Source organism: Nocardia callitridis (genome assembly GCF_039543305.1).
In the GTDB taxonomy this organism is placed as follows: Bacteria; Actinomycetota; Actinomycetes; order Mycobacteriales; family Mycobacteriaceae; genus Nocardia; species Nocardia callitridis.
The window spans coordinates 1,269,057-1,295,851 of sequence record NZ_BAABJM010000002.1 but is presented as its reverse complement, the minus strand read 5'-3'; the positions used below and the strand labels follow the sequence as shown (position 1 = coordinate 1,295,851).

28 protein-coding genes and 1 pseudogene are annotated in these 26,795 nt (G+C 67.2%); 22 read left to right on the top strand and 7 right to left on the bottom strand.

Annotated features, from left to right (window positions below; all coding sequences use genetic code 11):
* The first annotated feature begins 59 nt into the window (after positions 1-59).
* The 12 genes and pseudogenes from ABEA50_RS14630 to ABEA50_RS14575 all read left to right on the top strand — a co-directional run bounded on the left by ABEA50_RS14630 (position 60) and on the right by ABEA50_RS14575 (position 11,265).
* Positions 60-488, top strand: coding sequence for a TIGR02611 family protein (locus ABEA50_RS14630; RefSeq protein ID WP_345495892.1), 429 nt, complete (start codon positions 60-62; stop codon positions 486-488).
* Entirely contained in the window at positions 461-1,450 is a 990-nt protein-coding gene (locus ABEA50_RS14625) for a (2Fe-2S)-binding protein (protein WP_345495891.1), read from the top strand. Before ABEA50_RS14630 ends, ABEA50_RS14625 begins: the two co-directional genes overlap by 28 nt.
* 232 nt (positions 1,451-1,682) lie before the next feature.
* The gene (gene thrS / locus ABEA50_RS14620; RefSeq protein WP_425577612.1) at positions 1,683-3,767 is read left to right on the top strand and encodes a threonine--tRNA ligase; all 2,085 of its coding nucleotides are present in this window, start codon (positions 1,683-1,685) and stop codon (positions 3,765-3,767) included.
* Positions 3,767-4,363: an ATP adenylyltransferase gene (locus tag ABEA50_RS14615; protein ID WP_345495889.1), complete on the top strand. Its 597-nt coding sequence runs from the start codon at positions 3,767-3,769 to the stop codon at positions 4,361-4,363. Before thrS ends, ABEA50_RS14615 begins: the two co-directional genes overlap by 1 nt.
* The gene (gene pgsA, locus ABEA50_RS14610; RefSeq protein WP_345495888.1) at positions 4,357-5,040 is read left to right on the top strand and encodes a phosphatidylinositol phosphate synthase; all 684 of its coding nucleotides are present in this window, start codon (positions 4,357-4,359) and stop codon (positions 5,038-5,040) included. The genes ABEA50_RS14615 and pgsA overlap by 7 nt, the downstream gene beginning before the upstream one ends.
* Before the next feature lie 29 nt (positions 5,041-5,069).
* A pseudogene (locus tag ABEA50_RS14605) lies at positions 5,070-6,002 on the top strand (phosphatidylinositol mannoside acyltransferase); the annotation flags it as partial.
* Between the two features lie 365 nt (positions 6,003-6,367).
* The gene (locus ABEA50_RS14600; protein WP_345495887.1) at positions 6,368-7,492 is read left to right on the top strand and encodes a glycosyltransferase family 4 protein; all 1,125 of its coding nucleotides are present in this window, start codon (positions 6,368-6,370) and stop codon (positions 7,490-7,492) included.
* On the top strand, positions 7,492-8,535 hold the full coding sequence (locus tag ABEA50_RS14595; protein WP_345496568.1) for an NUDIX hydrolase: 1,044 nt from the start codon (positions 7,492-7,494) through the stop codon (positions 8,533-8,535). The genes ABEA50_RS14600 and ABEA50_RS14595 overlap by 1 nt, the downstream gene beginning before the upstream one ends.
* Before the next feature lie 123 nt (positions 8,536-8,658).
* Positions 8,659-8,874, top strand: coding sequence for a type II toxin-antitoxin system VapB family antitoxin (locus tag ABEA50_RS14590; RefSeq protein ID WP_345496567.1), 216 nt, complete (start codon positions 8,659-8,661; stop codon positions 8,872-8,874).
* Positions 8,871-9,290, top strand: a complete 420-nt coding sequence (locus ABEA50_RS14585; protein WP_345495886.1) for a PIN domain nuclease — start codon at positions 8,871-8,873, stop codon at positions 9,288-9,290. The genes ABEA50_RS14590 and ABEA50_RS14585 overlap by 4 nt, the downstream gene beginning before the upstream one ends.
* 461 nt (positions 9,291-9,751) lie before the next feature.
* Positions 9,752-10,654 carry a pyridoxal 5'-phosphate synthase lyase subunit PdxS gene (gene pdxS, locus ABEA50_RS14580; RefSeq protein WP_345495885.1) on the top strand — a complete coding sequence of 301 codons (903 nt, stop codon included), beginning with the start codon at positions 9,752-9,754 and terminating at the stop codon, positions 10,652-10,654.
* A gap of 101 nt (positions 10,655-10,755) precedes the next feature.
* The gene (locus ABEA50_RS14575) at positions 10,756-11,265 is read left to right on the top strand and encodes a hypothetical protein (protein ID WP_345495883.1); all 510 of its coding nucleotides are present in this window, start codon (positions 10,756-10,758) and stop codon (positions 11,263-11,265) included.
* Positions 11,266-11,291: 26 nt separating this feature from the next.
* Here the strand turns inward: ABEA50_RS14575 and ABEA50_RS14570 are convergent, their stop codons facing one another.
* Positions 11,292-11,900: a nucleoside/nucleotide kinase family protein gene (locus ABEA50_RS14570; protein ID WP_345495881.1), complete on the bottom strand. Its 609-nt coding sequence runs from the start codon at positions 11,898-11,900 to the stop codon at positions 11,292-11,294.
* 110 nt (positions 11,901-12,010) lie between these two features.
* Between ABEA50_RS14570 and ABEA50_RS14565 the strand changes: the two genes are divergently transcribed.
* Positions 12,011-12,832 carry an acyl-CoA thioesterase gene (locus ABEA50_RS14565; protein WP_345495880.1) on the top strand — a complete coding sequence of 274 codons (822 nt, stop codon included), beginning with the start codon at positions 12,011-12,013 and terminating at the stop codon, positions 12,830-12,832.
* A gap of 100 nt (positions 12,833-12,932) precedes the next feature.
* Here the strand turns inward: ABEA50_RS14565 and ABEA50_RS14560 are convergent, their stop codons facing one another.
* On the bottom strand, positions 12,933-13,568 hold the full coding sequence (locus ABEA50_RS14560) for a class I SAM-dependent methyltransferase (protein WP_345495879.1): 636 nt from the start codon (positions 13,566-13,568) through the stop codon (positions 12,933-12,935).
* 50 nt (positions 13,569-13,618) lie between these two features.
* On the opposite strand from ABEA50_RS14560, the gene ABEA50_RS14555 reads away from it, so the two are divergent.
* Positions 13,619-14,050 carry a helix-turn-helix domain-containing protein gene (locus tag ABEA50_RS14555; RefSeq protein WP_345495878.1) on the top strand — a complete coding sequence of 144 codons (432 nt, stop codon included), beginning with the start codon at positions 13,619-13,621 and terminating at the stop codon, positions 14,048-14,050.
* Here the strand turns inward: ABEA50_RS14555 and aztA are convergent.
* Positions 14,047-14,697 (bottom strand): zinc ABC transporter ATP-binding protein AztA, encoded by a 651-nt coding sequence (gene aztA / locus ABEA50_RS14550; RefSeq protein ID WP_345495877.1) that lies wholly within the window; start codon positions 14,695-14,697, stop codon positions 14,047-14,049. The genes ABEA50_RS14555 and aztA overlap by 4 nt on opposite strands.
* A gap of 50 nt (positions 14,698-14,747) precedes the next feature.
* Here aztA and aztB point away from each other — a divergent pair, with 50 nt between their 5' ends.
* From aztB to ABEA50_RS14525, 5 genes are all read left to right on the top strand, one after another.
* Positions 14,748-16,745: a zinc ABC transporter permease AztB gene (aztB, locus tag ABEA50_RS14545; RefSeq protein ID WP_345495876.1), complete on the top strand. Its 1,998-nt coding sequence runs from the start codon at positions 14,748-14,750 to the stop codon at positions 16,743-16,745.
* Entirely contained in the window at positions 16,742-17,650 is a 909-nt protein-coding gene (gene aztC, locus ABEA50_RS14540; protein WP_345495875.1) for a zinc ABC transporter substrate-binding protein AztC, read from the top strand. The genes aztB and aztC overlap by 4 nt, the downstream gene beginning before the upstream one ends.
* A gap of 31 nt (positions 17,651-17,681) precedes the next feature.
* The gene (aztD, locus tag ABEA50_RS14535; protein WP_345495874.1) at positions 17,682-18,848 is read left to right on the top strand and encodes a zinc metallochaperone AztD; all 1,167 of its coding nucleotides are present in this window, start codon (positions 17,682-17,684) and stop codon (positions 18,846-18,848) included.
* A gap of 544 nt (positions 18,849-19,392) precedes the next feature.
* Complete coding sequence (gene pdxT / locus ABEA50_RS14530; protein WP_345495873.1) at positions 19,393-20,043, top strand: pyridoxal 5'-phosphate synthase glutaminase subunit PdxT; 651 nt, start codon at positions 19,393-19,395, stop codon at positions 20,041-20,043.
* A gap of 115 nt (positions 20,044-20,158) precedes the next feature.
* A complete protein-coding gene (locus tag ABEA50_RS14525; protein ID WP_345495872.1) occupies positions 20,159-20,911 on the top strand; it encodes a YebC/PmpR family DNA-binding transcriptional regulator in 753 nt (250 codons plus the stop codon).
* Between the two features lie 66 nt (positions 20,912-20,977).
* Here the strand turns inward: ABEA50_RS14525 and ABEA50_RS14520 are convergent, their stop codons facing one another.
* Both ABEA50_RS14520 and ABEA50_RS14515 read right to left on the bottom strand, forming a co-directional pair.
* A complete protein-coding gene (locus ABEA50_RS14520) occupies positions 20,978-21,184 on the bottom strand; it encodes a DUF5988 family protein (RefSeq protein WP_345495871.1) in 207 nt (68 codons plus the stop codon).
* Positions 21,185-21,281: 97 nt separating this feature from the next.
* Positions 21,282-22,775: an alpha/beta hydrolase gene (locus ABEA50_RS14515; protein WP_425577611.1), complete on the bottom strand. Its 1,494-nt coding sequence runs from the start codon at positions 22,773-22,775 to the stop codon at positions 21,282-21,284.
* Between the two features lie 132 nt (positions 22,776-22,907).
* On the opposite strand from ABEA50_RS14515, the gene ruvC reads away from it, so the two are divergent.
* The 3 genes from ruvC to ruvB are packed head-to-tail and all read left to right on the top strand — an operon-like array spanning position 22,908 to position 25,180.
* Positions 22,908-23,477, top strand: a complete 570-nt coding sequence (gene ruvC / locus ABEA50_RS14510; protein WP_345495869.1) for a crossover junction endodeoxyribonuclease RuvC — start codon at positions 22,908-22,910, stop codon at positions 23,475-23,477.
* A complete protein-coding gene (gene ruvA, locus ABEA50_RS14505; RefSeq protein WP_345495867.1) occupies positions 23,474-24,076 on the top strand; it encodes a Holliday junction branch migration protein RuvA in 603 nt (200 codons plus the stop codon). The genes ruvC and ruvA overlap by 4 nt, the downstream gene beginning before the upstream one ends.
* A 6-nt stretch (positions 24,077-24,082) precedes the next feature.
* Complete coding sequence (ruvB, locus tag ABEA50_RS14500) at positions 24,083-25,180, top strand: Holliday junction branch migration DNA helicase RuvB (protein ID WP_345495865.1); 1,098 nt, start codon at positions 24,083-24,085, stop codon at positions 25,178-25,180.
* A gap of 242 nt (positions 25,181-25,422) precedes the next feature.
* Here the strand turns inward: ruvB and ABEA50_RS14495 are convergent, their stop codons facing one another.
* Together ABEA50_RS14495 and ABEA50_RS14490 are read right to left on the bottom strand one after the other, a co-directional pair.
* Complete coding sequence (locus ABEA50_RS14495; protein ID WP_345495863.1) at positions 25,423-25,980, bottom strand: DivIVA domain-containing protein; 558 nt, start codon at positions 25,978-25,980, stop codon at positions 25,423-25,425.
* A gap of 108 nt (positions 25,981-26,088) precedes the next feature.
* Complete coding sequence (locus tag ABEA50_RS14490; protein WP_345495862.1) at positions 26,089-26,754, bottom strand: TetR/AcrR family transcriptional regulator; 666 nt, start codon at positions 26,752-26,754, stop codon at positions 26,089-26,091.
* Positions 26,755-26,795 lie beyond the last annotated feature (41 nt).

Below are 26,795 nucleotides of genomic sequence, written 5' to 3'. Positions count from 1 at the left end.
GGGCGGGCCGATCGGCGTTGCCGGCAAACGCGCATCGACAGTTCTCGTACGCTGAGGAGATGACCGAGCTGGAGACCGAGAAAGCGCACCCCGTGACGGGTCTGCGCGGCCTGCGTGAACGCATCGCTCGGCGGAGGGGACTCAACCTCGCCTACCGAATCGGCGTGGCCGTGGTCGGAGTCGCCGTACTCGCGCTCGGCGTGCTGGCGATCCCGTATCCCGGCCCCGGCTGGCTCATCGTCTTCGCCGGACTGGGCATTCTGGCCAGCGAATTCGCATGGGCGCACCGCGTGCTCACCTGGGTGCGGGACAAGTACAAGCAGGTGATGGCGTGGTACACCAGCCAGGGGATCTTCGTTCGCGCGCTCGGAGCGATCGCCACCTTCCTGCTGGTGGTGGTCACGCTGTGGTTGCTGAACACCTTCGGCTGGATCGGTAGCTGGTTCGGCATCGACTGGCGGTGGATCAGCAGCCCGTTCCGGTGGTGACCGTTTCGGGGGCCGCGCTACTACAACCGGAGTGGTTGTCGGCTCGCATCACGGAGCTCGGGCGTTCCTGGGGCGCGCGGTCGCCGCGCATCGCGGGCACCCTGTGGTGGGGAATGCTCGCCTCACTCTTGATCGAGCCGGTCGTGCGCGCATACGCGGAAGGACGACCGGCCCCGAGCATGACGCTCGCGGAACTCGAGTTCGCGCTGCGGGCCGATGGGGGAGTCGACCGAGTGCGGGTCGGCTCCGCGCTCAACGGATCCGATTCCTCAGTACCCGGTCGCCGAGTGCAGGGCAGCGCGATCGGCGAGGGGCTTACGCGGCACAGTGCTGGCCCGAGCGGCGTGGCTGTGTACGACGGCTGCGGTGCCTCGGCATCGGGTCACCGATCGCGGGGTGAAGCGCTCGGTGAGGAGACCAGCACGACGCACGACACGGGTACGAGCGAAGAGGTCGTGTACGAAGACGCTGTGCGGGGCGGTGGTGTGGTCGACGGCGAATCGTCTGCCACCGCGTTACCCGAAGCGCTGGCGTCGCGTGACGGCGAGGCCAGCGATGCGCGGCCGTGCATCTCCGGTGGCCGCGGGCCCGGCTCCGCTATTGCGGGAACACGGTCGAAGGACCCGGCCTCGGCGCTGTACGACACTCTTGAAACGGTCATCGAGCAAGTAGCGGAGGTCTCCGGAGCGGCGATACCCGCGTTGTGGGCGATCATCGCCGACACGATCGGCAATCGCGCGCTCGACGCGGGCGAGTACCTCGCCGGTCTGCGATTGGCCGCCGACCTCGGTGGTCGACTCCCCACACCGCGCTTCCACGAGATCGGTGGCCGCACCTTCGTACAGCGCATCTCCTGCTGTGCGATCTACGAGGTTCCCGGCTGTGGGCTGTGCACCAGCTGTCCGAAACGCCCTGCTGCCGAACGGGAATCGCTGCTGGCCGCGCTGGCCGCACGCGGCTGAATCGGGGTTCGGTTGTGCCCCGGCTCGTTCGGCCGCCGTTCTGCTCGCGCGCGGTGGCGTGCGCATCCGGTTCGGCCACCTGCGCGGCTATTCGGCGTTCGTACGGTCCTCGAGCACAGCGGCCGAATCTCGGGAGAGCCGGGCTGCGCACTCCCTACGTCGTCCCGATAGCATGGTCGCGCCGGGCGCGACACCGTGACCGGCCATGCTCGGGTGGGAACGATCCCGCCCCATGCCTACCGCCAAGGAGTGCACACCCGTGACCACCTCAGCCCCGCTCAGCCCTGTTGCCCTCGTCCGGGTGCAGGCCGGGACGACGGCGGGTGCCGCGGTGCGCGAGGCGGGCCTGCCGACCAAGGGCCCGGAGACCATTGTTGTCGTGCGCACCGACGAAGGTCTCGAGGATCTGTCATGGGTGCCGGACACCGACGTCGAGGTCACCGCCGTCCCCGCGAACACCGAGGAAGGCCGCAGCGTCATCAGGCATTCCGCGGCACACGTGCTCGCGCAGGCCGTGCAGCAGGAATTCCCCGACGCCAAGCTAGGCATCGGACCGCCGATCAAGGACGGCTTCTACTACGACTTCCAGGTCGATCGCCCGTTCACCCCGGAGGATCTGACCAAGCTGGAATCCAGGATGAAGAAGATCGTCAAAGGCGCGCAACGGTTTTCGCGGCGCGTCGTCGCGGTCGACGAGGCGAGGGTGGAACTGGCCGGTGAGCCCTTCAAGCTGGAGCTGATCGGCGACAAGTCCGGCATCGACGACCCCGAGGTGATGGAGGTCGGCGGCAAAGAGCTGACCATCTACGACAACCTCGACCCGCGCAGCGGCGAGCGCGTCTGGGGCGACCTGTGCCGTGGTCCACACATCCCGACCACCAAGTTCATCCCGGCGTTCAAGCTCACCCGCAGTTCGGCGGCCTACTGGCGCGGCGACCAGAATCGCGAAGATCTGCAACGCGTCTACGGCACCGCGTGGGAATCGCAGGAGGCGCTCGACGAGTACCTGCACCTGCTGGCCGAGGCCGAGCGTCGTGATCACCGCAAGCTCGGCCTGGAACTGGACCTGTTCAGCTTCCCCGAGGAGCTGGGGTCGGGTCTGCCGGTGTTCCATCCCAAGGGCGGCATCATCCGCAAGGAGATGGAGGAGTACTCGCGCCAGCAGCACGTGAACGCGGGCTACGAGTTCGTGAACACCCCGCACCTCACCAAGAGCAATCTGTACGAGGTCTCCGGCCACCTGGACTGGTACCGCGACGGCATGTTCCCTCCCATGCAACTGGATGCCGAGTACAACGAGGACGGCACCGTTCGCAAGCCGGGCCAGGACTACTACGTCAAGCCGATGAACTGCCCGATGCACAACCTGATCTTCCGCTCGCGCGGCCGGTCCTACCGCGAATTACCCTTGCGGCTCTTCGAATTCGGCTCGGTGTACCGCTACGAGAAGTCCGGCGTGATCCACGGGTTGACCAGGGTGCGCGGCATGACCCAGGACGACGCGCACATCTACTGCACCAAAGAGCAGATGCACGCGGAACTCACCAGCACCCTCGAATTCGTGTTGTCGTTGCTGAAGGACTACGGACTCGACGATTTCTACCTCGAGCTCTCCACCAAGGACCCGGTGAAGTTCGTCGGCTCCGACGAGATCTGGGAAGAGGCCACCGAGACCCTGTCCAAGGTGGCGTCGGCCTCGGGTCTGGAGTTGGTGCCCGATCCCGGCGGCGCCGCGTTCTACGGCCCGAAGATCTCTGTCCAGGCCAAAGACGCGCTCGGGCGCACCTGGCAGATGTCGACCATCCAGTTGGACTTCAACCTGCCCGAGCGGTTCAACCTGGAATACACCGCCTCCGACGGCAGCAAGCAACAGCCGGTGATGATCCACCGGGCGCTGTTCGGCTCGATCGAGCGGTTCTTCGGCCTGCTCACCGAGCACTACGCGGGCGCCTTCCCCGCCTGGCTTTCGCCGGTGCAGGTGGTGGGTATTCCGGTCGCGGAAGCCTTTGCGCCGCACCTGGATCTGGTGATCGAGCAACTGCGCGAGCACGGTGTCCGCGCCCAGGTCGACCGCAGTGACGACCGGATGCAGAAGAAGATCTTCAACAACAACGCGCAAAAGGTGCCGTTCATGCTGCTCGCGGGTGAGCGTGACGTGAACGCGGGAGCGGTGAGTTTCCGTTTCCGCGACGGCACCCAGGTCAACGGGGTGCCCGTGGCCGAAGCGGTAGCCACCGTCGTGGCGTGGATCGCGAACCGGGAGAACGACTCGCCCACCGCGGAGGGGTTCGTGATCCGATCGGCCGAGGAGGCGTAATGAGCGGCAATCCGAACGCCGGGTCGACGGAGCCGGACGGCATCGTCGACACCGGCGCGGGGGACCCCGACCGATTACAACGGTTGTGGACACCACACCGGATGTCCTACATCGCGGAGGCGGCCAGCGCCGAAGCGAAGGCCACCGACGAGAAGTCCACCGGCCACCCGTTCACTGACATTCCGTTGATGTCGGACGAAGACGGCCTGGTCATCGCGCGCGGTGCGGTCGTGTACGCGGTCCTCAACCTGTACCCGTACAACCCCGGTCACATGATGGTGGTGCCCTACCGCAAGGTTGCCAACCTCGAAGACCTCACCGCCGCAGAAAGCGCCGAACTGATGGCGTTCACCCAGCAGGCGATCCGGGTGATGAAGCAGGTGTCGCGGCCACACGGCTTCAATGTCGGCCTGAATCTCGGTGCGGTGGCGGGCGGTTCGCTCGCCGACCACCTCCACCAGCACATCGTGCCCCGCTGGGGTGGGGACGCGAACTTCATCACCGTCGTCGGTGGCGTGAAGGTGATGCCGCAACTGTTGCGCGACACCAGGGCATTGCTGGCCGGCGCGTGGGCCGAGGTCGACAAGCAGTGTTGAGTTTCTTCGGCCGCGCGACGTTCGCCAAGGCCACCGCGCCGCTGGGCAGAGCTCTGGTCAGCACGGGACTCACCCCTGACGCGATGACCTTGATCGGCACCGCGGCGTCGGTGATCGCCGCGGTCACCCTGTTCCCCTCGGGTCACCTGTTCTGGGGAACGATGGTGATCTGGCTGTTCGTCATGTTCGACATGCTCGACGGCGCGATGGCACGTGCGCGCGGCGGCGGCACCAAATACGGTGCGGTGCTCGACGCCACCTGTGATCGGGTCGCCGACGGTGCGATCTTCGCCGGTCTGGCCTGGTGGGCGGTGTTCCACGAGAACCACAAGCCGTTGTTCGTGGCGACCCTGATCGTGTTGGTGACCTCGCAGGTGATTTCGTATGCGAAGGCACGGGCCGAGGCCAGCGGCCTTTCGGCCGACGGTGGGATCATCGAACGGCCCGATCGATTGATCATCGTGCTGGTCGGCGCGGGCTTCACCGGAATCGGTGGTTACTGGAATCTGGAATGGTTGACCTGGGCGGTGCACGTCGCGATGTGGGTGCTCGCCGTGCTCAGCGTGGTGACGGTGTTCCAGCGGGTGCTCGCGGTGCGTAATTCGCCCGGCGCGCGCCAGATCATCGCGCCCGCCGCGCCGACGCCCAACGGGTCCGACCAGGGGCCGTCTTCGTGACCGGATCGGACGGCGACCCCGCGCCCTCGATGGCAGAGCGCGTTAGGTCAGGTGCGACCGACTTGGCCTACGCGGCGGGCTGGCGGCTGGTGCGCGCACTGCCGGAGTCGACGGCGCGGCGCGCGTTCGACTGGGGTGCCGATCGGGTCGCCCGCCGTGCCAATCGCGCATTTCGCCAGGGCGGTGCGCCGAACCAGTTGCGGCGCAACCTTGCTCAGGTGTCGGGTACTACACCCGCCGCGGTGCCCGACGAACTGATCGCGGCGAGCATGCGGTCCTACGCGCGGTATTGGCGTGAGGCGTTCCGGCTGCCTTCGATGAACCACGCGGACATCGGCGAACTCACCGTGGCGGGCACCGAGCACTTGGCGGCGGGTCTGGCCGAGGGACGCGGTGTGGTGCTGGTGCTGCCGCATTCGGGGAACTGGGACGTGGCCGGGGTGTGGTTGGTGCAGAACCACGGAACGTTCGCGACAGTCGCGGAGCGGCTGAAACCGGAGTCGTTGTTCGAGCGGTTCGTCGCCTATCGGGAAAGCCTCGGTTTCGAGGTTTTTCCGCTGACCGGCGGTGAGCAGCCGCCGTTCGGCTTGCTGGCGACGCGGCTGCGGGAGAACAAGGTGGTGTGCCTGATGGGCGAGCGCGACCTCACCGGGCGCGGTGTTCCTGTGACGTTGTGTGGTGCGCGTACGTGGCTACCAGCGGGGGCGGCGAAACTGGCCGAGGAGACCGGAGCGCGGTTGCTTCCCGTGCACGTGTGGTTCACCGAGGCCGACGGTCGCGAGGGGTGGGGCATGAAAGTGGAAGCACCGGTGGATATTTCCGCGGGGGTGAGCGCCGCGGCGCAGGCGGTCGCCGATCGCTTCTCGGCGAATATCGCCGCACATCCCGCGGATTGGCATATGTTGCAGCCCCTGTGGGAGCAGGACCTGTCCGAGGCGCGGTTGGCCAGAATCGCCGCCGCGCGAGGACCGTTGACCGAGGCAGCGGGCGCGCCGCGTTCCGCTACCGAAGCGGCGATCTCGGGGGCGGCCGCGATCACGGGTTCGACAACGGACCCGACGGCGACCGAGGATTCACCGACCGAGCGGACCGTACCGCGCCCTTCGGCGACCGACGATGTGGTGACTGAGCCCCAGGGAGAGGAGCTTCCTATGGCCGGAGAGCCGGCGTCCGAGTGTGGATCGTCTTCGGCGACCGAAGCTACGGTGACCGAACACCTGGCGCGGGAGCGTCCGGTGGCTGGGGAGTCGGCGAACACAGACTCGGCGGTCGAGCGTCCGACCACCGCGCGGTCCGATGCGTCCGGTGACTCGACCGAGGGCCCTTCATGAAGATCGGCATGATCTGCCCGTACTCGTTCGATGTGCCGGGTGGGGTGCAGGCGCATGTGGTCGAGTTGGCGCGGGTTTTCATCGAGCGTGGCCACCGGGTGAGCGTGCTCGCGCCCGCCTCCGACGACACCCCGCTGCCGGACTTCGTGGTCTCCGCGGGGCGCGCCGTCGCCATTCCGTACAACGGGTCGGTCGCGCGGCTGTCGTTCGGGCCGATGACCTTCACCAGGATTCGCCGCTGGGTCGAGGCCAACGACTTCGACGTGCTGCACATTCACGAACCCAACGCGCCGAGCCTGTCGATGCTCGCGTTGAAGGTCGTGGAGGGCCCGATCGTCGCGACCTTCCACACCTCGACCACGAAATCGTTGATACTCAGCACCTTTCAGGGCGTACTCCGGCCTTATCACGAGAAGATCAGCGGCCGGATCGCCGTGTCGGAGCTGGCCAGGCGGTGGCAGGTGGAGGCGCTGGGCTCGGACGCGGTGGAGATCCCCAACGGCGTGAACGTGCCCGCCTTCGCGCGGGCGCCGATGCTGCCCGGGTACCCGCGCGAAGGGCCGACGGTGCTGTTTCTCGGCCGCTACGACGAGCCGCGCAAAGGGATGGCGGTGCTGCTCGGCGCGCTGCCCGAGCTGGTCCGGCGCCACCCCGGCTTGGAGATCTTGATCGTCGGACGCGGTGACGAGGAGCGGCTGCGCAAGGAGGCCGGGGCGAACGCCGCACATCTGCGTTTCCTCGGACAGGTCACCGATGACGAGAAAGCGTCGGCGATGCGCAGCGCGGATGTCTACGTGGCCCCGAATCTGGGTGGCGAGAGCTTCGGCATCATCCTGATCGAGGCGATGGCCGCGCAGACCGCCGTTGTCGCGAGCGAACTGGACGCTTTCCGTCGGGTGTTGCGCGATGGTGCGGCGGGAGTTCTTGTCCCCATTGGTGATTCGGCGGCGCTGGCGCGCGCCTTGGATACTCTGCTCACCGACGACGCGGCGCGGGAGAGCCTGGTGCGCACCGCGACCCAGGTGGTCGGCGAATACGATTGGCCGGTGGTGGCCGAACAGATTCTGCGGGTCTACGAGACCGTGACCGTCGGTGATGTGCGCGTGCGGGCCGCAGGATGATCACCTTCTCCGCGACCACGGTTCTCGTTCTCGCGCTGATCGCCGCGGTGATCGTCGCGATCGGCTTGTGGGCCTACTCCACGGCCAATCGGCTCGACCGGTTGCACGTACGGTCGGATCAGTCGTGGCAGGCGTTGGAGTCGGCGCTCGCGCGGCGCGCGGTGGTGGCTCGGGCCGTGGCGATCTCGATCGCGGGTCCCGCGTCGGACCAGGACAGTACCGATCGTGCCGCGCGGTTGTCGGCGTTGGCCGACCAGGCCGAGCGGGTGGACCGGCGGGACAAGGAAACGGTGGAGAACCGGTTGTCCTCGGCGCTGTCGGGTATCGACATCGCGCATCTGCGTCCGCAGTTGGTGGCCGAACTGGCCGACGCCGAAGCGCGCGTCCTGATCGCGCGCCGCTTCCACAACGATGCCGTGCGCGACACCTTGGCCCTGCGCACGCGTCGTCCGGTACGGCTGCTGCACCTCGGCGGCACCGCGCCGCTGCCCACGTATTTCGAGATCACCGAGCGCGCTACCCCCGCCGCGGCGACCGGCCTGCCCGTCGACACCCTGCGCACCAGCGCGCGCATCGTGTTGCTCGACGAGTACGACCGGGTGCTCCTGCTGCGCGGCAGCGATCGCAGCACCCCCGACGTGGCGTTCTGGTTCACCGTCGGCGGCGGGGTGGAACCGGGAGAGTCCCTGCGTACCGCCGCGGCGCGGGAACTGTTCGAGGAGACGGGCTATCGCGCGGACCCGACGACCTTGCAGGGGCCGATCTGGCGTCGGATCGCGGTCTTCCCGTTCAACGGTCAGCTGATCCGCGCCGAGGAACTGTTCTTCGCCTTGCGCGCGCCCGGCTTCGAGCCACAGACGACGAACTTCACCACCCTGGAGCGCGACACCATCAGCGCGCACAAGTGGTGTACCGCCGAAGACATCGTGGCCTTGCAGGCACGCGATGAGGCGGTCTACCCGAACGATCTCGACACCCTGCTCCCTGAGGCCGCGTCGGCCGCATCCGGAAATACCCAGCCGGAAGTGCGTTCCATTCGCTGACCGGACCGCGCTCTGACGAATTTCTGTCGTGCGGGTTCGCGGGCATCTGTGCATCCACCTTATGCCTTCTCGAGGCATAAGACCTGTGCACCCATGGGGTATGCTTGCCGTGTGACGCGAACGATGATCGACCTCGATGACGACTTGTTGTCGAAGGCAGCGCAGGAACTGGGGACCGCGACGAAGAAGGACACCGTTCACGCCGCCCTGCGGGTGGCGCTGCGGCAGAGCGCGGCACGGAACCTGCGCGCGATGATGGTCGGTGACTCGGACGGCCTAGCGCACGAAGCGAAGGTTAACGCGATGTGGGAGGGCGGCGAGCGGGCGCAGACGTCGTGACCGCGCGATATCTGCTGGATAAGTCCGCCGGATTCCGGATGCATATCGATGTAGTGGATGCACGGGTGGGGCCGCTCATGGAACGCGGCCTACTGGCCACCTGTGGGATAGCGGACCTCGAAGCCGGTGTGTCGGCGAGATCCGCTGACCATCACCAGGCCCTGGGGGATGCTCGTCGATACGCACTGCAATACCTCCCCACCCCGGATAAGGCGTGGGAACGAGCGTGGCAGGTACAGGAACAACTCTGCGGACGTAGCTTGCATCGCAGTGTCAAGATTCCCGACTTGATCATTGCCGCTGTCGCCGAGCACCATGGCCTTACCGTGCTCCACTACGACCACGACTTCGACCGAATCGCCGAGATCACCGGTCAGTCGGTGGAATGGGCGGTGCCGCCGGGCGCTGCGGGTTGACGAGGCGGTCTCTCCGAACGATCTCGGCGCCCGCTTCTCGCGGCGTCGGCCACATCCGGACATCCCCAGCCGAAAGTGCGTTCCATTCGCTGACCGGACCGCTGTAGTGTGATCTGGTTCACTTTCGGGTGCTCCGGGTGACTGGACCGGCGTATCCGGGGTAGCCAGTGCGAGACGTGCTCGGATATCGGGCGCGTGGTTCGGTGCGTGGAGGTAGTGATTCATGTCGTATCTGTTGTTCGATTTCCTGTTGCCCTATGTGGGCCCCGCCGCTGCGGAGTATTGGGCGAAACTGCTGGTCGTCGCACCATTGTGACCCCGGGGTGCCGGACGCACTGGCCCGATTCACACCAGACCAGTGCGCCCGAACTGGCTATCAAGGGGTCTGGGCGCGACGCCTAGAATCGGGGCGTTCAGTACGGACGTGACCCCGATTGGCGCACATGACTCAGGAGATAGCCGTGACCACCCCCGAGACGACCCAGACCGTCGGTACCGCCCGTGTGAAGCGTGGCATGGCCGAAATGCTGAAGGGCGGGGTGATCATGGACGTGGTCACCGCCGACCAGGCCAAGATCGCCGAGGACGCCGGCGCGGTCGCGGTGATGGCGTTGGAGCGGGTACCCGCCGATATTCGTGCCCAGGGCGGCGTCTCCAGGATGAGCGATCCCGACATGATCGACGGGATCATCGAGGCGGTTTCCATTCCCGTGATGGCCAAGGCCAGGATCGGCCATTTCGTCGAGGCGCAGATCTTGCAGAGCCTCGGCGTGGACTACATCGACGAGTCCGAGGTGCTGACCCCCGCCGACTACGCCAACCACATCGACAAGTGGAACTACACCGTGCCGTTCGTCTGTGGCGCGACCAACCTGGGTGAGGCGCTGCGTCGAATCACCGAGGGCGCGGCCATGATTCGGTCCAAGGGTGAGGCCGGTACCGGCGACGTGTCGAATGCCACCACGCACATGCGCAAGATTCGCCAGGAGATTCGCAAGCTCTCCTCGCTGCCGGCGGACGAGCTGTTCGTCGCGGCCAAGGAGTTGCAGGCCCCTTACGAGCTGGTCCGGGAGATCGCCGAGACCGGCAAGCTGCCGGTGGTGCTGTTCACCGCGGGTGGCATCGCCACCCCGGCCGACGCCGCGATGATGATGCAACTGGGCGCCGAAGGTGTCTTCGTGGGCTCGGGCATCTTCAAGTCGGGCAACCCGGAGCAGCGCGCCGCCGCGATCGTGAAGGCGACCACCTTCCACGACGACCCCGACGTGCTGGCGAAGGTCTCGCGCGGCCTGGGTGAGGCGATGGTCGGCATCAATGTCGAGCAGCTCCCGGTGGATCATCGACTGGCCGAGCGCGGCTGGTAACCCGCCTTTCTCACGATGGCCAGACCGTGGCCTCATGGTTTCCACAATCGGCCTGGGTAGCGTCCGTCTTGTCAGTCGAATTCGGCAAGCGAACGCAAAGGATGAGCCAGTTGACGCATCGTAGGACCGGACATATCGCCCTGATCGGTGTCGCCGTAGCCGCCGCGCTGAGCCTGACGGCGTGTGGCAGCGACGACTCCGAGAAGACCGCTTCCCCTTCGACCTCCTCGGCGGCGAGCACCAGCGCCGCCGAGGAGGCGAATGTTCCGCCGAAGCCGTCCGCGGAAGAGCTGAACGGCCTGTTGCAGCGTGCGTTGGACCCGGCCGTGCCCAACGAGGAGAAGCTGAACCTCGTCCAGGGCATCGAAGCCGACCCCGAATTGCCCAACCGGTTGGCCAACGCCTATCGGGAGGCCGGTGCGGTCGCGCAGGTCACCGGTGTTACCGCGTTCGGGGAAAGCCTCAGTGCCCAGGGCACACTCACCGTCAACGGCCAGCAGAACCCGGTGGATGTCCCGTTCGTCGCCGACAACGGCGAATGGAAGGTGCAGAAGGAATGGGCCTGCACGGCGTTGACGAATCTGAACCAGGAGTCACCCGCCTGCGCGTGAGTGCGCGTTCGGCCCCGCCCGGCCGGTCACGATTGCCGCAGCGCCGGGCGGGTCGGGTGATCCCAGCGCAGGAACAGGGTGGGGGATTCGGTGGGTTCGGCCTCGTGGGCGAGCAGTCCACCCAGGGTCCACCGGTCTTCGGTCGGCGTGGCGCGCCGCAGTGCTGGTTCGCTGAGGTCCAAACGCACGCTCAGGTCGAAGCCCAGCTCGCGGCCGAGCAGCATCGGCCCGGCTACCAGGATGACGGCGCATGGCCGGGCGCTTCGGATGGTGTCGCGGGCCGAGCGATCGGTGCGCTCGTCCCACAATCTCGGCAGCCAGCGACCGTGGTCGTGCATCGCGTCGACCACTTCGCGTCGGATCGCGGCGTAATCGAACCACGCTGTGCGATAGGACGTTTCGTCGACGCCGAATTCCATCCGTAACGCGGCGGGGCGGACGTAGTCGTGCACCGAGACCACCTCGGCCTGGCGTCCGTCCTGGCGCAGCACCTCGGCCGCCCGGTGTGCGAGCTCGACGGGGTGCGCGGCATCGGCGCCGTCGATCGCGATCACCGTGTGATCCCGCAGCGCGCGCACCCGCTCGGCGAGCAGGTCGAGCATCGCGTTTTGGCTGATCGGGACGAAGCGTGGCATCCCTCCATCACAGCAAACGACTCATCCGCCTCGCGTGCCCGCTGTGGGGCGGGCAACAAAGCGGCGTGGGCGAATCGGGCGAATCGGGGGCGGCGGGATAATCTCACGTCATGGCGACAATCGAAGAGGCGCTGGAGATCGAGCGAATCGAGCGCGACATCTTCCGTGGTGCGTCCACCAAGACCCAGCTGCCGAGGACCTTCGGCGGTCAGGTTGCGGGGCAGGCCCTGGTCGCGGCGGTGCGCACGGTGGAGCCACGGTTCCAGGTGCACTCGCTGCACGGATATTTCCTTCGGCCGGGTCACCCGGATGAGCCCACCGTGTACCAGGTGGAACGCATTCGCGAGGGGCGCTCGTTCTGCACCCGTCGGGTGACCGGCGTGCAGGACGGCGACGCGATATTCACCATGTCGGCGTCTTTTCACATCGGCGACAACGGCCCGCAGCACCAGGACGAGATGCCCGCGGTGCAGTCGCCGGACGACCTGCCCGACGCCAGTACCACGCTGAGTCTCGAGCGACTGTGGATGATGCGCGAATGGGAGCACTGGGACATCAGGATCGTGCCGCCCGAGCACGTCACGCAGCGTGTGGGTGTGGTGTCCCCGCAACAGGTGTGGTTCCGCTACCGGCACGCGTTGCCCGACGACCCGCTGTTCCACGTGTGCACCCTCGCCTACATGAGCGATATGACGTTGCTCGGCTCCTCGAAGGTCACCCACCCCGACGAAGACACCCAGAACGCCTCGCTCGACCACGCGATGTGGTTTCTGCGTCCGTTCCGTGCCGACGACTGGCTGCTCTACGACCAGTCTTCGCCGTCGGCCGGTTTCGGTCGCGCGCTCACCCAGGGCAAGATCTTCGACCGCGCGGGCAATATGGTCGCGAGCGTGGTGCAAGAGGGTCTGACCCGTACTTTGCGCGCCGACTGAGTCGCCGGCGCACGGTGGCCGAAACACGCTACGCCGCAACGGAGTTCCGGTAGGCTGCCACCACGGCGGCGTCGCCTCGCCAGTGGTGGAGCGACTGTGTTCAGCCGATCGGCTCCGGTCCCGCCGGTTTCACGCCGAGCACCTGCACGGTCGTACTCGCACCGTGGTGGAAGGTGCCCTCGGCGATCTCGCGATCGACTTCTCGGCACTGCTCTAGCCGCAATCCCGTCAGGTCGCGGCGAAGTTCCTCCGGTGTGGGCAGCGCGTCGGCGATCGGCGGTCCGCCGACACCCGGTCGGTCCAGCTGGCGCGGGGTATAGGCCTCCAACACGAAAACCCCGCCGGGTCGCAGCGCGCGCACGCAGGCCGCGTGCAGCCCCGGCCGCAGCTCCGAGGGCAGATGCGCCCAGATGGCGATGATGCCCGCCCAACGCTGTTCGCCGAGGTCGAAGGTGGTGATGTCGGCGACGACGGTCTCGAGCGACACCCCGTGCCGCGCGGCCAGGGCCGCGGCGTTCGCGAGGCCGACTTCCGACAGATCAAGCGCGGTCACCCGATGTCCTTGTCCGGCAAGGAACACGGCATTACGCCCTTCGCCCTCGGCAAGGCAAAGTACCGGGCCGTCGGGGATCTTTCCCGCGACCTCGCGCAGGTAGTCGTTGGGTTCGGTGCCGTAGGACGCGAAGGGGCTTGCGTAGCGTTCGTCCCAGAATCGTGCGGTCTCGGGCTTGGTCATCGGCGCTCCTCTGCTTGACGTCGGAGCCAAGACTGCAAGTTAATGTGAACATGAAGTCAAGCCCCGAGCCGACGGATCGTCCCGAGCCGACGTGGTCCATCGGCGAACTCGCCGCCCGCTTCGGGCTCGCACCCCATGTATTGCGGCATTGGGAAAGCGTCGGCCTGCTGACACCGGCGACGCGGGTGAGCGGACAGCGCCGCTACTCGTCGACACAGGCAGCGCGGGTCGCGTTGATCTTGCACAGCAAACGGGTCGGTCTCGGCTTGGCGCGCACCCGCGACCTGCTCGACGCCGGTGACGGCCCGAGCCGCCGTGGTGTCCTTCGGTCGCACCTCGAGGAACTCGATGAGCAGCTGGCCAGGATTCAAGCCTCGAAACACCTGATCGGGCACGTACTCACCTGCCGCTATGCGGATTTCACCGAATGCCCGCACTTCCAGGCCGAGATCCTCGCGGCCGCCGGTTTCGGTGCCGATTAGGCGGGGGTGCTCAGGTGTCCGCCGCGTAGGTGCAGGCGATGGTCGGCCTCCAGCGCCTCCTGGTGGTCGTGGGTGGTCTGCACGACGGTGACGCCGTCGGTGGTGAGCTCGCGCAGGATTCGTGAGATCTGTTGTTGGGCTTCGGTGTCGAGCCCGGTGCTGGGTTCGTCGAGGAGCAGCAGGTCGGACTCCTGTGCGAGTGCTTGGGCAAGCAGCGCGCGTTGCCGTTGGCCGCCAGAGAGTGCGGTGAGTCGGCGACGTGCCAGCTCGGCGATACCGAGGCGGTCCATGCAGTCGTGCACCAGGGCGTGGTCGGCGCGGGTGAGGCGTCGCCATGGGCCGCGGTGGGCCCAGCGGCCCATGGCGACGGTGTCGCGCACGGTGAGCGGCAGCGTGGGGGAGACGGCGCTGTGCTGGACGACGAGGGCGGGTCGGCGAGTTCCGGTGCGCACGACGGTGCCCGAGATCGGGGTCAGGACACCGGCGATCACGCTGAGCAATGTCGACTTTCCCGAGCCGTTCGGTCCGACGACCGCGGTGATCCGACCTGCGGGGATGTCGGTGGTGATCGAGTGGAGGACGGGTCGTGCGTGGTATCCGGCGGCGACCGAGTCGATGCGGACCGCGGGGGTTGTTGTCGTGGGCACCTCAACACCTAACTTGAATTGAAAATCATTATCACTATAGAGTGTCGGTCATGAATGTCCTATTTGCGCCGTTCGAGGTGGCTTTTGTGCAACGCGCGCTGTGGGGTGGGTTGTTGGTCTCCTGTGTCTGTGCACTCGCCGGTACGTGGGTCGTGGTGCGCGGCATGGCTTTTCTCGGTGACGCGATGGCGCACGGGATGCTCCCCGGAGTCGCGGTGGCCTCGCTGCTCGGCGGCAACCTGCTGGTGGGTGCGGCATGCAGCGCCGCGGCCATGGCACTGGGCGTGACCGCGTTGCAGCGCAATTCACGATTCACCGCGGACACCGGGATCGGGCTGATGTTCGTCGGCATGCTGGCGGCGGGCGTCATCATCGTGTCGCGATCGCAGTCGTTCGCGGTCGACGTCACCGGGTTTCTCTTCGGCGATGTGCTGGCCATTCGCGACCGCGACCTCGGTTATCTCGTGGCCGCGCTCGCGATCGCCATGGTGATCACCGTGCTCGGCCACCGCGCGTTCGTCGCGCTGGCCTTCGAACCGCGCAAGGCACACACGCTCGGTTTGCGGCCGCGCTGGGCGCAGGCGGCACTGCTCGGTCTGCTGACGGTCGCGATCGTCGCCTCGTTCCACGTCGCGGGCACGCTGCTGGTGTTCGGTCTGCTCATCGCGCCACCCGCCGCCGCGACCTACTGGGCCGACCGCATTCCGGTGATCATGGTGCTGGCGGCGGCCTTCGGTGCCGTCGCGACCGTGTTGGGCCTGTTGGTCTCGTGGCACGCGGGCACCGCGGCGGGCGCGACCATCGTCGCGGTGGCGGTCGGCCTGTTCTTCGCCTCCGCGTTCGCGGCGTGGGCCCGCACCAGGATCCGGCCGCCGCGCGCGAATACCGTGGCGCTGCTGGGAGTTCTGATCGCCGCGGTGCCGTTGGTCGGATGCGGTTCGGACACAGCGGATTCCGAAGCGCCGGTCGAGACGCCGCACGGTTACGTGGCAGGCGCGGAGGAAACCGACGCGCCACAGACCCGGCTCGTCGTCGCCGATACCGCCGGTGCGATGCGGGTGGTCGACCTCATCGACGGCGCTGTCACCGAGGTCGACCCGGTGTCGGGCATCACGAGTCTGCGCGGCGACGATCGCTTCGCCTACGCCGAGACCGGTGCCGCCACCAGGATCGTGGACGGCGGGACCTGGACCGTCGACCACGGCGATCACGTGCACTACTACCGCGCGGCGATCCGGGAAGTCGGTGCACTGGAACGCGGCGGTGTGCGTGCGGTGCACAGCGACCCCGTCGTCACCGGTGTGGTCACCGAGTCCGGGACCACGCTGCTCGATCGTGCCGAACTGGACGAGGGTCGGATCACCGAGCGCGACGTGCTCGCCGACGCTCTCGCGGTTCCGTACGCCGAGCACCTCGTCGTGATCGCGAAAGACAGCGGCAGGGTCGAGGTGCGCACCCGCGAAGGAGCGGTGGTCTCGTCACCGCCCGAAAGCTGTCGCGCACCGAGTGGATCGGCGGTGACACGACGCGGGTTCGTCGTCGGTTGCGCCGACGGTGCGGTGCTCGTCCGAGGTTCCGAAGGCCGATTCGAGTCGGCGAAAATCGGCTATCCACAACAAGTTTCAGCCCCCGAGCGTGCGAGCGAGTTCGCGCATCGCCCCGGCAGCACCACCCTCGTCGCACGGGCTGGTGAGCGCGGGATCTGGGTACTCGACGTTCGCACGCGGAGCTGGCGTTTGATCGAGACCGGGCCGACAGTCGCGGTGAATACCGCGGGCGAGGGCAGCGTCCTGCTCGCGCTGACCCGCGACGGCGTCCTGCACTCCTACGACAGCGCCACCGGCGATCAGACCGGCCAGGTGCCGTTGCTGGGTCCGATCCCGAACAACGGGCCGCTGCCGGTGATCCAGATCGATACCGATCGCGCCTACATCAACGATGGGGGTGCGCGGGTCGTCCACGAAATCGACTATCGCGACAATCTGCGTCGGGCACGCACATTCGACCTGGACATCGCGCCCGCGCACATGGTGGAGACCGGCCGATGAGAAACCTGATCCGCGTGTGCCTGGCCCTGATCACGCTGACGGTGGCCACCTCCTGCACCGCCGAGAGCGACGACGGCCCCGAAATCGTGGCCACCACCAATATTCTCGGCGACCTCACCCGCGCCGTGGTGGGCGACACCGCGGCGGTGACGGTCTTGATGCCGCCGAACGCCGACCCGCACCAGTTCGCTATCTCCGCACGCACGGCGGCACGGATCGAGCGTGCGGATGTGTTGGTGCACAACGGACTCGGTTTGGAAGAGGGAGTGCACCGTCATGTCGAGGCGGCCGAACAGTCCGGGGTGCGGACGCTTTCGGTCGGTGAGCGGATCGACCCGATTCGTTACCTCAGCGACGACGGTGGCGGCGCGGACCCGCACTTCTGGACCGATCCCGCGCGCGTGCGGCGCGCGGTCGAGCTGATCAGCGAGCAGGTCACCCAGGTCGACGGCATCGACGTCGACGCCGTGCGCGCCAACACGACGCGCTACCTGGAACAGCTGTCCGACCTCGACCGATGGATGGGGGAGCAGTTCGCCGCACTGCCGCCGCAGCGCCGCAAGCTGGTCACCAATCATCACGTATTCGGTTATCTGGCGCAGCGTTTCGGCTTCGAGGTGATCGGTGCCGTGATACCGAGTGGCACCACGCTCGCCTCGCCGAGCGCATCCGATCTGGCCGGGCTCGCCGGGACGATCCGCACCGCCGGCGTGTCCGCGGTCTTCGCCGACTCCTCGCAACCCGACCGGCTCGCACGCGTCCTCGCCGAACAGGCGGGTGTGCACGTGCGGGTGATCGCCTTGTATTCCGAGTCGCTCACCGAACCCGGCGGCGGCGCATCCACCTACCTCGACATGATGCGCGCCAATACCGACGCCATCGTGCGCGGCCTCGCCGCGCCTTGATTCACAGCAGCACGAGAAAATGGAGAAGCACATGCGGTTACGTTCCCGCGCCGCGCAATCGGCGGCACTGTCGGCACTGTTGGGCTCGGTGTTCGCCCTATCCGGTTGTGGCACCGACGATTCGACGTCCGACGCGCAGTCCGGTCCCGCGATCGCCGAGCCGATCGCGGTCACCTACGACGGCGGAATCTATCTACTGGACGGAAAATCGCTGACCGCCGCCGGTGAGGTGCCGCTCGACGGTTTCCTGCGGCTCAACCCGGCGGGCGACGACCGCCACATCCTGGTGTCGACCAAGGACGGCTTCCAGGTGCTCGACGCCGCACACGGCGAGTTGACCGACACTGTTTTCCCCGCGGCCAAACCCGGACACGTGGTGCGTCACGCCGGACGCACCGTGCTGTTCGCCGACGGTAGCGGTGAGGTCACCGCCTTCGATCCGAAGCAACTCGACCACGAGAAGCCGGAAACTTCGTCGTACAAGGCGGCGGCACCACACCACGGCGTCGCGGTCGAGCTGTCGAACGGGGAACTGGTGCTCACACTCGGCACCGAGGAGAAGCGCACGGGTATCGCGGTGCTGGACAAGGACCGCAAGGAGATCACGCGCAACGAGGACTGCGCCGGTGTGCACGGGGAATCCACCGTGCAGGGTGAGGCCGTCGTCATCGGCTGTGAAACGGGCGCGCTCGTCTATCGCGACGGCGCCATCACCAAAGTGCACAGCCCCACGCCGTACGGCCGGATCGGCAACCAGTCGGGAAGCGAGGCCTCACCGATCGCGCTCGGCGACTACAAGCAGGACAAGGACGCCGAACTCGAGCGCCCGCACCAGGTTTCGCTGATCGATACGCGCGAGGGCAAGATTCGGCTGGTGGATATCGGCACGAGCTACACCTTCCGCTCGCTGGCTCGCGGGCCACAGGGGGAGGCCCTTGTGCTCGGAACCGACGGGCGAATCCACGTCATCGACCCCGAGGCCGGTGCCGTGGTGCGCACCATCCCGGTGACCGACGCGTGGGAGGAGCCGTTGCGGTGGCAGGAAGCGCGGCCCGCGATCTTCACACGAGGCAGCGACGTCTACGTCTCCGACACCGCGAGCAAGAAGGTCTACCGGATCGACCTCGCCACCGGCACCGTCGCCGCGCAGACCACGCTGGCGGCGGCACCCAACGAACTCAGCGGTGTGGCCGAGTAAGGCATCCGCGACATGCGGCGGCACGGACCCTGTACCGCGCCGCCGCACGGGCCGGACCCCGCTGCCGGTCGTTTTCCGCTGCGGTGTCGGCCACCTTGTCATTCGGGCGGTCGACGTAGCTGAGGCGTCTGCGTATAGAAGTTTGGCCGATGACGGGGAGCTCACCAGTTCTCCGAGCACCAGGGCTTAGCGTCGTGGCCCGCCGAAATCGCCGCGGCGGTGGTGTTCCTGGCATTCGATGCCACGTATACGACCGGTGCCGAACTCGCAGTGGACGGGGAAGGTTCGCAGCTCTGACGGGCGACCGGAATCGGTACAGCGCAGCTCGCCCTTGGTGCAGGTGATCGCGCACAGTGGATCGGGTCCGGCGAGGTGCGCGGTCGGGGCCTGTCGACCGTGGTGAGGCGTGCGGCTGCTCGGCACGGCGTCCGAGCGTGCTCGTGGTGGTCGAAGCCGCGCCTGTGCCGCGTCGACAATCCTGGACTTACGGTGCCTGTCGGTACCGTGAGCGCGTTCACACCGGCTGCGCTCGTAAACTTCGGGGGTGAACGCTTCCCCGGTCGCAGTACCTGTCGCCGACGTCGCGCCCTCGGCCTCGACGCCCACCATCGGTGTGCTGGCTCTCCAGGGGGACGTACGAGAACATGTCGCCGCCCTCGCGCACTGTGGCGCCGAGCCGGTGTTGGTGCGCAGAGCCGCCGAGCTGGACCGGGTCGACGCGCTGGTGTTGCCCGGCGGCGAGTCGACGACCATCAGCAAGTTGCTCGACGTCTTCGACCTGCTCGAACCGGTGCGTGCGCGGCTGCGCGACGGATTGCCCGCCTACGGGTCCTGTGCGGGAATGATCCTATTGGCCTCCGAGGTGCTCGATACCCGCGTCGACGCCGAGCACCTGTCGGGAATCGATATGACGGTGCGCCGCAATGCCTTCGGGCGCCAGGTCGACTCGTTCGAGACCGACCTGGCGTTCGCCGGACTCGACGACGGCCCCGTGCGCGCGGTGTTCATCCGCGCACCGTGGGTGGAGCGGGCCGGGCCCGACGTCGAGGTGCTGGCGACCGTGCCCGACGGCCCCGCGGCCGGTCGGATCGTCGCGGTGCGACAGGGCAATGTCATCGCCACCTCGTTTCACCCCGAGGTCACCGGTGATCTGCGGGTGCACCGGCTGTTCGTGGATCTGGTTCGCGCCGCCTGAGGACCCGGTTCGGAAGGGCGTACGGACCGATTGAGTAAGCTGGGGGAGTTGTTCGCCCGGTCGTACCGCTTCGGCACACGACCTGACATGCCATCGACCTGAGGGAAGTAGGGGAATGAGCGGCCACTCCAAATGGGCCACCACCAAGCACAAGAAGGCCGTGGTCGACGCGCGACGAGGGAAACTCTTCGCGAAGTTGATCAAGAACATCGAGGTGGCGGCCCGCACAGGTGGCGGTGACCCGGACGGCAATCCGACTCTGTACGACGCCATCCAAAAGGCGAAACGCACGTCGGTTCCCAACGACAACATCGAGCGCGCCCGCAAACGTGGCGGCGGCGAAGAAGCCGGTGGCGCCGACTGGCAGACCATCACCTACGAGGGTTACGGACCCAACGGGGTCGCGGTACTGATCGAGTGCCTCACCGACAACCGCAACCGCGCCGCCGGTGAGGTTCGGGTCGCGATGACGCGCAATGGCGGCAATATGGCCGACCCCGGTTCGGTCGCCTACCTGTTCACCCGCAAGGGTTTCGTGACGCTGGAGAAGAACGGCCTTTCCGAGGACGACGTTCTGCTCGCGGTGCTGGACGCGGGAGCGGAGGAAGTCAACGACCTCGGCGAATCGTTCGAGGTGATCAGCGAGCCCACCGACCTGGTCCCCGTGCGTACGGCATTGCAGACGGCGGGCATCGAATACGACTCCGCCGAGTCCGGCTTCCAACCCTCGGTGTCGGTGCAGGTCGACCTGGAGGGCGCGCGCAAGGTGATCAAGTTGATCGACGCGCTGGAAGACAGCGACGACGTGCAGAATGTCTACACCAATGTCGACATCTCCGACGAGATCCTCGCGGAGCTCGACAGCTGAGTGTCCTCGACGTGTTGGGGCGGCCGGTCCGTGCGGACCGGCCGCGTCTGCGTGGTCGGCGGTAGGTTACGTGCCGATCGTGCTGTGCTCACACCATTCGTAGACCCGTAGACGTCCCTCCGGGGTGTCCTGTTCGCGTTGGGTGACCTTGAAGTGCTCGAATCCGCCGTGGAACGCGACCCTGAGTTCGATGCCGGGTGGGGTGATCGGAACGATGCGAGCGGGCAAGTCTTTCGGCCCACCTTCGAGGACAGCCTTCACAACGTTGCTCATCCTCGGATAGTAGAAGCGTTTCGGCGTTCATTTCGTGGATTCACCGAAGCAGGCGCGTCGGAGTCTTTTTCCCGGTCACGCGCCTGCGGGTGCCGACTCAGCGTGTCGGGGGCGCCGCGAGGCCGAGGCGCTCGGTCAGCCACGGCAGCGACGAGGTGAACGACTCGGCGGCGAATTGCCAGGTGTGCTCGCCCTCGGTGGTATGGATGGCGCAGTCGATGCCCACTGAACGTCCACGCGCGCAGAGTGTTTCGGCGGCGCCGACCTCACCGGTGTCGGGGACCGCGTCGCGTCCACCGATTCCGGCGTCGGCATCGGCCACCTCGACGGGGGGTGGGTGCGGGCCTCGCGGGGGTTGTGCGGCCGCGCGCGGCGGTGTCAGATCATCGAACAGGCCCGCGACCTGGGTGTAAGGTCCGTGCGCCGCCATGACCGTCGACGGGTCGAACTCGGCCCATCGCCGCTCGTCGCCGCCGAACAGCCGTGCGACGGTGTGTTCGTGGTCGCCGGTGCTCGGTCCGAGGTCCCCGGCGATATCGACGAAGGTGTGCAGTAGTTCCGGATGCGTGACGGCGAGGTCGACGGCACAGGTGCCGCCCATCGACCAGCCGACCGCCGCCCATTTCGCCGGGTCGGTCGAGGCGCCGAAGGTCGACTCGACGTATTTCGGCACATCCTCGGTGAGGTGGTCCGCGGCGTTGCCGCGCGGACCGTTCACGCATTCGGTGTCGTTGTTGAAGCTTCCGCTGGCGTCGACGAAGACCATGATCGGTGCCTGTCCGGCATGCTCGGCGGTGAACTTGTCGACGGTGGGCATGATCTGGCCGCTGCGCAACCAGTCGGCCGGGGTGTTGAATTCGCCGCCGATCATCATCACGACCGGCAGCGCCGGCGGGGTGGGACCGGTGAACCAGGCGGGCGGAAGGTAAACGTACTCGGTGCGATGCGCGAAATGGCTGTCGTCCTCGGGGATCTGCACCGGGACGACCCGTCCGGTCTCGATGTCGGTGCCGCGCAGGGTAGCCAATCCGGCCTCGTCGGTCTCATGCGGCAGCGGGCCCGCGGTGAACGCGTTCAGCGCGGCCTGCACCGTCGGGTAATAGCCGACCCACTGGTTCACCACGAGCGCCGCGCTGAGCAGCGTGAGCGGTATCGCGAGGAGCGCGACGCCGCGGCGCCACCACGGCGTGCGCGGCCACCCGACGACGGTCACCGCCGAGGCCGTCGCGACCGCGGCGACACACAGCCACAACGCGGTCGGCGCCGGATCCGACGACAGGCCCTGGTCGTGGACGTACCAGCGGGCCAGGAGCGCGGCGCCGACACCGACGAGCAGGCACACCGGCAGTTGGATCAACCACCATCGCTTGGTGATTCGCGCGATGGCGAGTCCGAGCGCGATCGCGGCGACGGCCTCCACGGTCGGCGGTAGCCAGCCTTGCAACAGGGCTGTCCCGTGTGCGAAACCGGTGTGGCCAGCGGACAATGTGGTCGGCGGCGCGGCCGGAATCGGTGGGGCTGCGAGAACGGGCACCCTGGGATTGTGGAGAACATTCCTCGCAAGAACCTGTGAATCTCCTGCCGTGCGCATAAGTGTCCCGGACTCCGGGTGTCGCGCGGCGTCGAGGCGTGGCGGGCGTCCGTGTCGCTCGATCGCGAAAATCGGTGCCTGGGCTAGACTCTCGAACAATTGTTCGTGTCGTGGCCGAGGAGAGGGGAAGTCGTGCGGGTGATGGGTGTCGATCCCGGACTCACTCGATGCGGCCTCAGCATCGTCGAGGGTGGGATCGGGCGCAAGGTCACCGCATTGGATGTGGACGTGGTGCGCACCCCACCGGATCTGGATCTGGCGCAGCGGCTGTTGCAGGTCGCCGATGCCGCGGAGCACTGGATGGATACCCACGAACCGGGCGCCGTCGCGATCGAACGCGTCTTCGCCCAGCACAATGTGCGCACCGCGATGGGGACGGCGCAGGCGGGCGGGGTCATCGCGCTCGCGGCCGCGCGCCGCGGCATACCGGTCGCGTTCCACACACCCAGCGAGGTGAAGGCCGCGGTCACCGGCAACGGCAATGCGGACAAGGCCCAGGTCACGGCGATGGTAACGCGCATACTCGGCTTGCGGACCGCGCCGAAACCGGCGGATGCGGCGGATGCGCTCGCCCTGGCCATCTGCCATTGTTGGCGTGCGCCGCTGCTGGCGCGGATGGCCGAGGCCGAAGCCAAGGCCGCCGCGGCACGCAAGCGCTACACCGAACGATTGGCCGAACAACGAAAGGCGGTGCGCGGGTGATCGCGTCGATACGCGGCGAGGTGCTGGAGATCGCGCTCGATCACGCGGTGCTCGAGGCGGCGGGCGTCGGCTATCGGCTCAACGCGACCCCGGCGACCCTGGCCACGCTCAGCGTCGGCGTCGAGATCCGGCTCTATACCTCGATGATCGTGCGCGAGGACTCGATGACGCTCTACGGTTTCGCCGACACCGAGGCGCGCGACCTGTTCGGCCTGCTGCAAACCGTGTCCGGGGTGGGCCCCCGGCTGGCGATGGCGGTGCTCGCGGTGCTGGAGCCCGAGGCGTTGCGCAAGGCGTTGGCCGAGAGCAATGTGGCGGCGCTGACCAGGGTGCCCGGCATCGGCAAACGTGGCGCCGAACGCATGGTGGTCGAGTTGCGCGACAAGGTGGATCTGGTTCCGGTACCCGCCGGATTGCCCGGTGCGAGCACTCCTGCGGCGACCCCGGTGCGCGAACAGGTGACCGAGGCGTTGATCGGACTCGGATTCCCCGCCAAACAAGCCGAACCCGCGGTGGACGCGGTGCTCGCCGAACGTCCCGACCTCGATACCGCCGCCGCGTTGCGTGCCGCACTCGGGTCGCTCGGCAAGAATCGATAGGCACGCATGGCAGACGGCACTGAAGGCCCCGACCTCGACGACTCCGAATCCCAGGTCAGCGCAAGCTATCTGAACTCCGACGGCGAGATCGAGGCCAGTCTTCGCCCGAAATCTCTCGACGATTTCATCGGCCAGCCCAGGGTGCGTGAGCAGTTGGCGCTGGTGTTGCGCGGGGCGAAGCAGCGCGGCGGCACCCCCGACCACGTGCTGTTGTCCGGCCCGCCCGGCCTGGGCAAAACCAGCATGGCGATGATCATCGCGGGTGAACTCGGCACCGCGTTGCGCATCACTTCGGGGCCGGCGCTGGAACGCGCGGGTGACCTCGCGGCGATGTTGAGCAATCTGGTCGAGGGCGACGTGTTGTTCATCGATGAGATTCATCGGATCGCGCGGCCGGCCGAGGAGATGCTGTATCTGGCGATGGAGGATTTTCGCGTCGACGTAGTGGTGGGCAAAGGCCCTGGCGCCACGTCGATTCCGTTGGATATCGCGCCGTTCACCCTGGTCGGCGCGACCACCAGGTCGGGTTCGCTGACCGGTCCGCTGCGTGATCGGTTCGGCTTCACCGGTCACATGGACTTCTACGAAACCGATGAACTCCTGCACATCCTGCTGCGCTCGGCCCAGATCCTCGGGCTGGACGTGGAAGCCGATGCGGCCGTGGAGATCGCGAGCCGTTCACGTGGCACCCCGAGAATCGCCAACCGGTTGTTGCGCCGGGTGCGCGATTATGCGGAGGTGCGGGCCGACGGGCGCATCACCCGGCCGATCGCCGATGCCGCACTGGCGGTGTACGACGTCGATGAGCTGGGTCTGGATCGTTTGGACCGCGCGGTACTCGGCGCGCTGGTGCGTGGTTTCGGTGGTGGACCGGTGGGTGTTTCCACGCTCGCGGTGGCGGTGGGGGAGGAAGCCGCCACCGTCGAGGAGGTGTGCGAGCCCTTCCTGGTGCGGGCGGGGATGGTCGCGCGTACGCCGCGCGGTCGGGTCGCGACCGCTGCCGCGTGGGAACACCTCGGCATGGTCGCGCCCGCCGACCTCACGGTGGGCGCTATCGAAGTGCGTGGGCGCGAACATCATCCGACGCTGGACTTGTTCGAATGAAATACTGACGGCGATCGCGCCGCGGTGCGGGGCGATCGACCTCCCGCTGGGGTTTCTGGCGGCTGATGCCCCTGGTATCTCGTGGTCGAGTACCCCGTGACCTGTTCCTTCGTCGCGTACGTGACGACCACTCCACTGCGAGACGGGCCTGCGCACTTACTGTTTCGTGTCTCGCCGCGCTCGGAAAACATGGGTTTCGGCGGCTCGTGGAATGGCTCAGTGTTGTTCTGGTCGTGGAGGTTTCACCGACGGGCCGGGGGAGAGCCGAGGGTGGATTTGGCGAGTGCGAGGAAGGCGTCCACCTCCTCCAGACGGTAGCCGCCGAATCGTTTGCGGCGCAGGCGGGTTTTGCGGAGTTCGGCGGCGGTGAGACTGCCGGGGCGGCGGTGTGCCAAGGTGTCGGCGATTCGGTCGAGTAGGTCGTCGACGTCGTCTTCGCGGTAGCCCTGCTTGCCGAGAGGGGCTCGACCGAAATGCACCTGGTGTACGTCGGCGTGGGTGAGCAGGGCGCCCTCGCCCGAGGGTGACGGTCGGGTGCCGCGTTGGCGATGTTCGAGTTCGACGCGTGCGCGGTCGAGATAGTCGTCTACCTCGTCGGCTCGATACCCGCGCCCGTCGGCGGGTGCGACGTCGAAGGTGACGCGACGTAGATCGTCGGCGACGAGGGTGCCCTCGCCGTTCATGGTGGCCGCGACCACGGTGAGGTACGCGTCCACCTCGTCGGCGTGATAACCGCGCTGCCCCGAGGACGGGGCGGAGAATCGGATCCGGTGCGGGTCTTCGGGCTTCACGGGCGACATTCTGACAGGTGAGCGGGCGCCGAAGCGTGATTTGCGTACTCGGTGGTCTGTTGTGGGTCGTTCATCGGTCTTGTTCGAACCTCGTGCCTGTGAACAGCGGGAATCGGGTCAGTCCTTGCGGACGCCGTCGATGAGCAGGCGCCTGATCGCCTGGTTGAGCGCGGTGACGGACTGTTCGTCGGGCTCGCGTAAGCCGTGGACGACACCGGCGAGCAGCATTCCCGTGACCGCTCGCGCGGTATTCATGGTATCCAAATCCGCACGCAGATAACCCAATTCGACGCCATGATCGAGATATCCCGCGGTCAGCGCGTCGGCGGTGTCGAGTAGACCGTAGAGGCGCGCGGTGAGCTCGTCGTCGATGCCGGTGGCGTGGAACAGCAGTAGCTGGGCGATCCTGCGGTCGGTGACCAGGATTTCGGTGAGCGCGCTGCCGATCCGGTCGACCTGGGCGCGGTATTCGTCCAGTGTCGCCGCGGCGTCGGGCGCGTTCTCCAGGCCGAGCGCGGCGACGATGCGGGCCGCGAGATCGTCGATGACGTGGTCGATGATGTCGCGCTTATTGCTGAAGTATCGGTAGAAGGTGCCGTGGCCGATGCCCAATTGTCCCGCGATATCGGCGATTCCGGTGGCGTGGTAGCCCTTTTCGGCGAAGCAGACGAAGGCGGTATCGATAATCTCTTGCCGTAGTTCGGCTTTGCGTCGCTCGGCACGCGTGGATGGCTTCGTCACCTGCCCGATGATACAGTCGTCAATAACGGAATGATGTGTCATTCTGGGAACAGCGATTCATCTCCCGTCGGGAGATATGGGAG

Excerpts from the sequence above, each read along its gene's own strand:
- ABEA50_RS14630 (WP_345495892.1), top strand. The coding sequence starts at position 60 with ATGACCGAGCTGGAGACCGAGAAAGCGCACCCCGTGACGGGTCTGCGC.
- thrS (WP_425577612.1), top strand. The coding sequence starts at position 1,683 with ATGCCTACCGCCAAGGAGTGCACACCCGTGACCACCTCAGCCCCGCTC.
- ABEA50_RS14615 (WP_345495889.1), top strand. The coding sequence starts at position 3,767 with ATGAGCGGCAATCCGAACGCCGGGTCGACGGAGCCGGACGGCATCGTC.
- ABEA50_RS14600 (WP_345495887.1), top strand. The coding sequence starts at position 6,368 with ATGAAGATCGGCATGATCTGCCCGTACTCGTTCGATGTGCCGGGTGGG.
- ABEA50_RS14590 (WP_345496567.1), top strand. The coding sequence starts at position 8,659 with ATGATCGACCTCGATGACGACTTGTTGTCGAAGGCAGCGCAGGAACTG.
- ABEA50_RS14575 (WP_345495883.1), top strand. The coding sequence starts at position 10,756 with ATGAGCCAGTTGACGCATCGTAGGACCGGACATATCGCCCTGATCGGT.
- ABEA50_RS14570 (WP_345495881.1), bottom strand. The coding sequence starts at position 11,900 with ATGCCACGCTTCGTCCCGATCAGCCAAAACGCGATGCTCGACCTGCTC.
- ABEA50_RS14565 (WP_345495880.1), top strand. The coding sequence starts at position 12,011 with ATGGCGACAATCGAAGAGGCGCTGGAGATCGAGCGAATCGAGCGCGAC.
- ABEA50_RS14560 (WP_345495879.1), bottom strand. The coding sequence starts at position 13,568 with ATGACCAAGCCCGAGACCGCACGATTCTGGGACGAACGCTACGCAAGC.
- ABEA50_RS14555 (WP_345495878.1), top strand. The coding sequence starts at position 13,619 with ATGAAGTCAAGCCCCGAGCCGACGGATCGTCCCGAGCCGACGTGGTCC.
- aztB (WP_345495876.1), top strand. The coding sequence starts at position 14,748 with ATGAATGTCCTATTTGCGCCGTTCGAGGTGGCTTTTGTGCAACGCGCG.
- aztC (WP_345495875.1), top strand. The coding sequence starts at position 16,742 with ATGAGAAACCTGATCCGCGTGTGCCTGGCCCTGATCACGCTGACGGTG.
- aztD (WP_345495874.1), top strand. The coding sequence starts at position 17,682 with ATGCGGTTACGTTCCCGCGCCGCGCAATCGGCGGCACTGTCGGCACTG.
- ABEA50_RS14525 (WP_345495872.1), top strand. The coding sequence starts at position 20,159 with ATGAGCGGCCACTCCAAATGGGCCACCACCAAGCACAAGAAGGCCGTG.
- ABEA50_RS14520 (WP_345495871.1), bottom strand. The coding sequence starts at position 21,184 with ATGAGCAACGTTGTGAAGGCTGTCCTCGAAGGTGGGCCGAAAGACTTG.
- ABEA50_RS14515 (WP_425577611.1), bottom strand. The coding sequence starts at position 22,775 with ATGCGCACGGCAGGAGATTCACAGGTTCTTGCGAGGAATGTTCTCCAC.
- ruvB (WP_345495865.1), top strand. The coding sequence starts at position 24,083 with ATGGCAGACGGCACTGAAGGCCCCGACCTCGACGACTCCGAATCCCAG.
- ABEA50_RS14495 (WP_345495863.1), bottom strand. The coding sequence starts at position 25,980 with ATGTCGCCCGTGAAGCCCGAAGACCCGCACCGGATCCGATTCTCCGCC.
- ABEA50_RS14490 (WP_345495862.1), bottom strand. The coding sequence starts at position 26,754 with ATGACACATCATTCCGTTATTGACGACTGTATCATCGGGCAGGTGACG.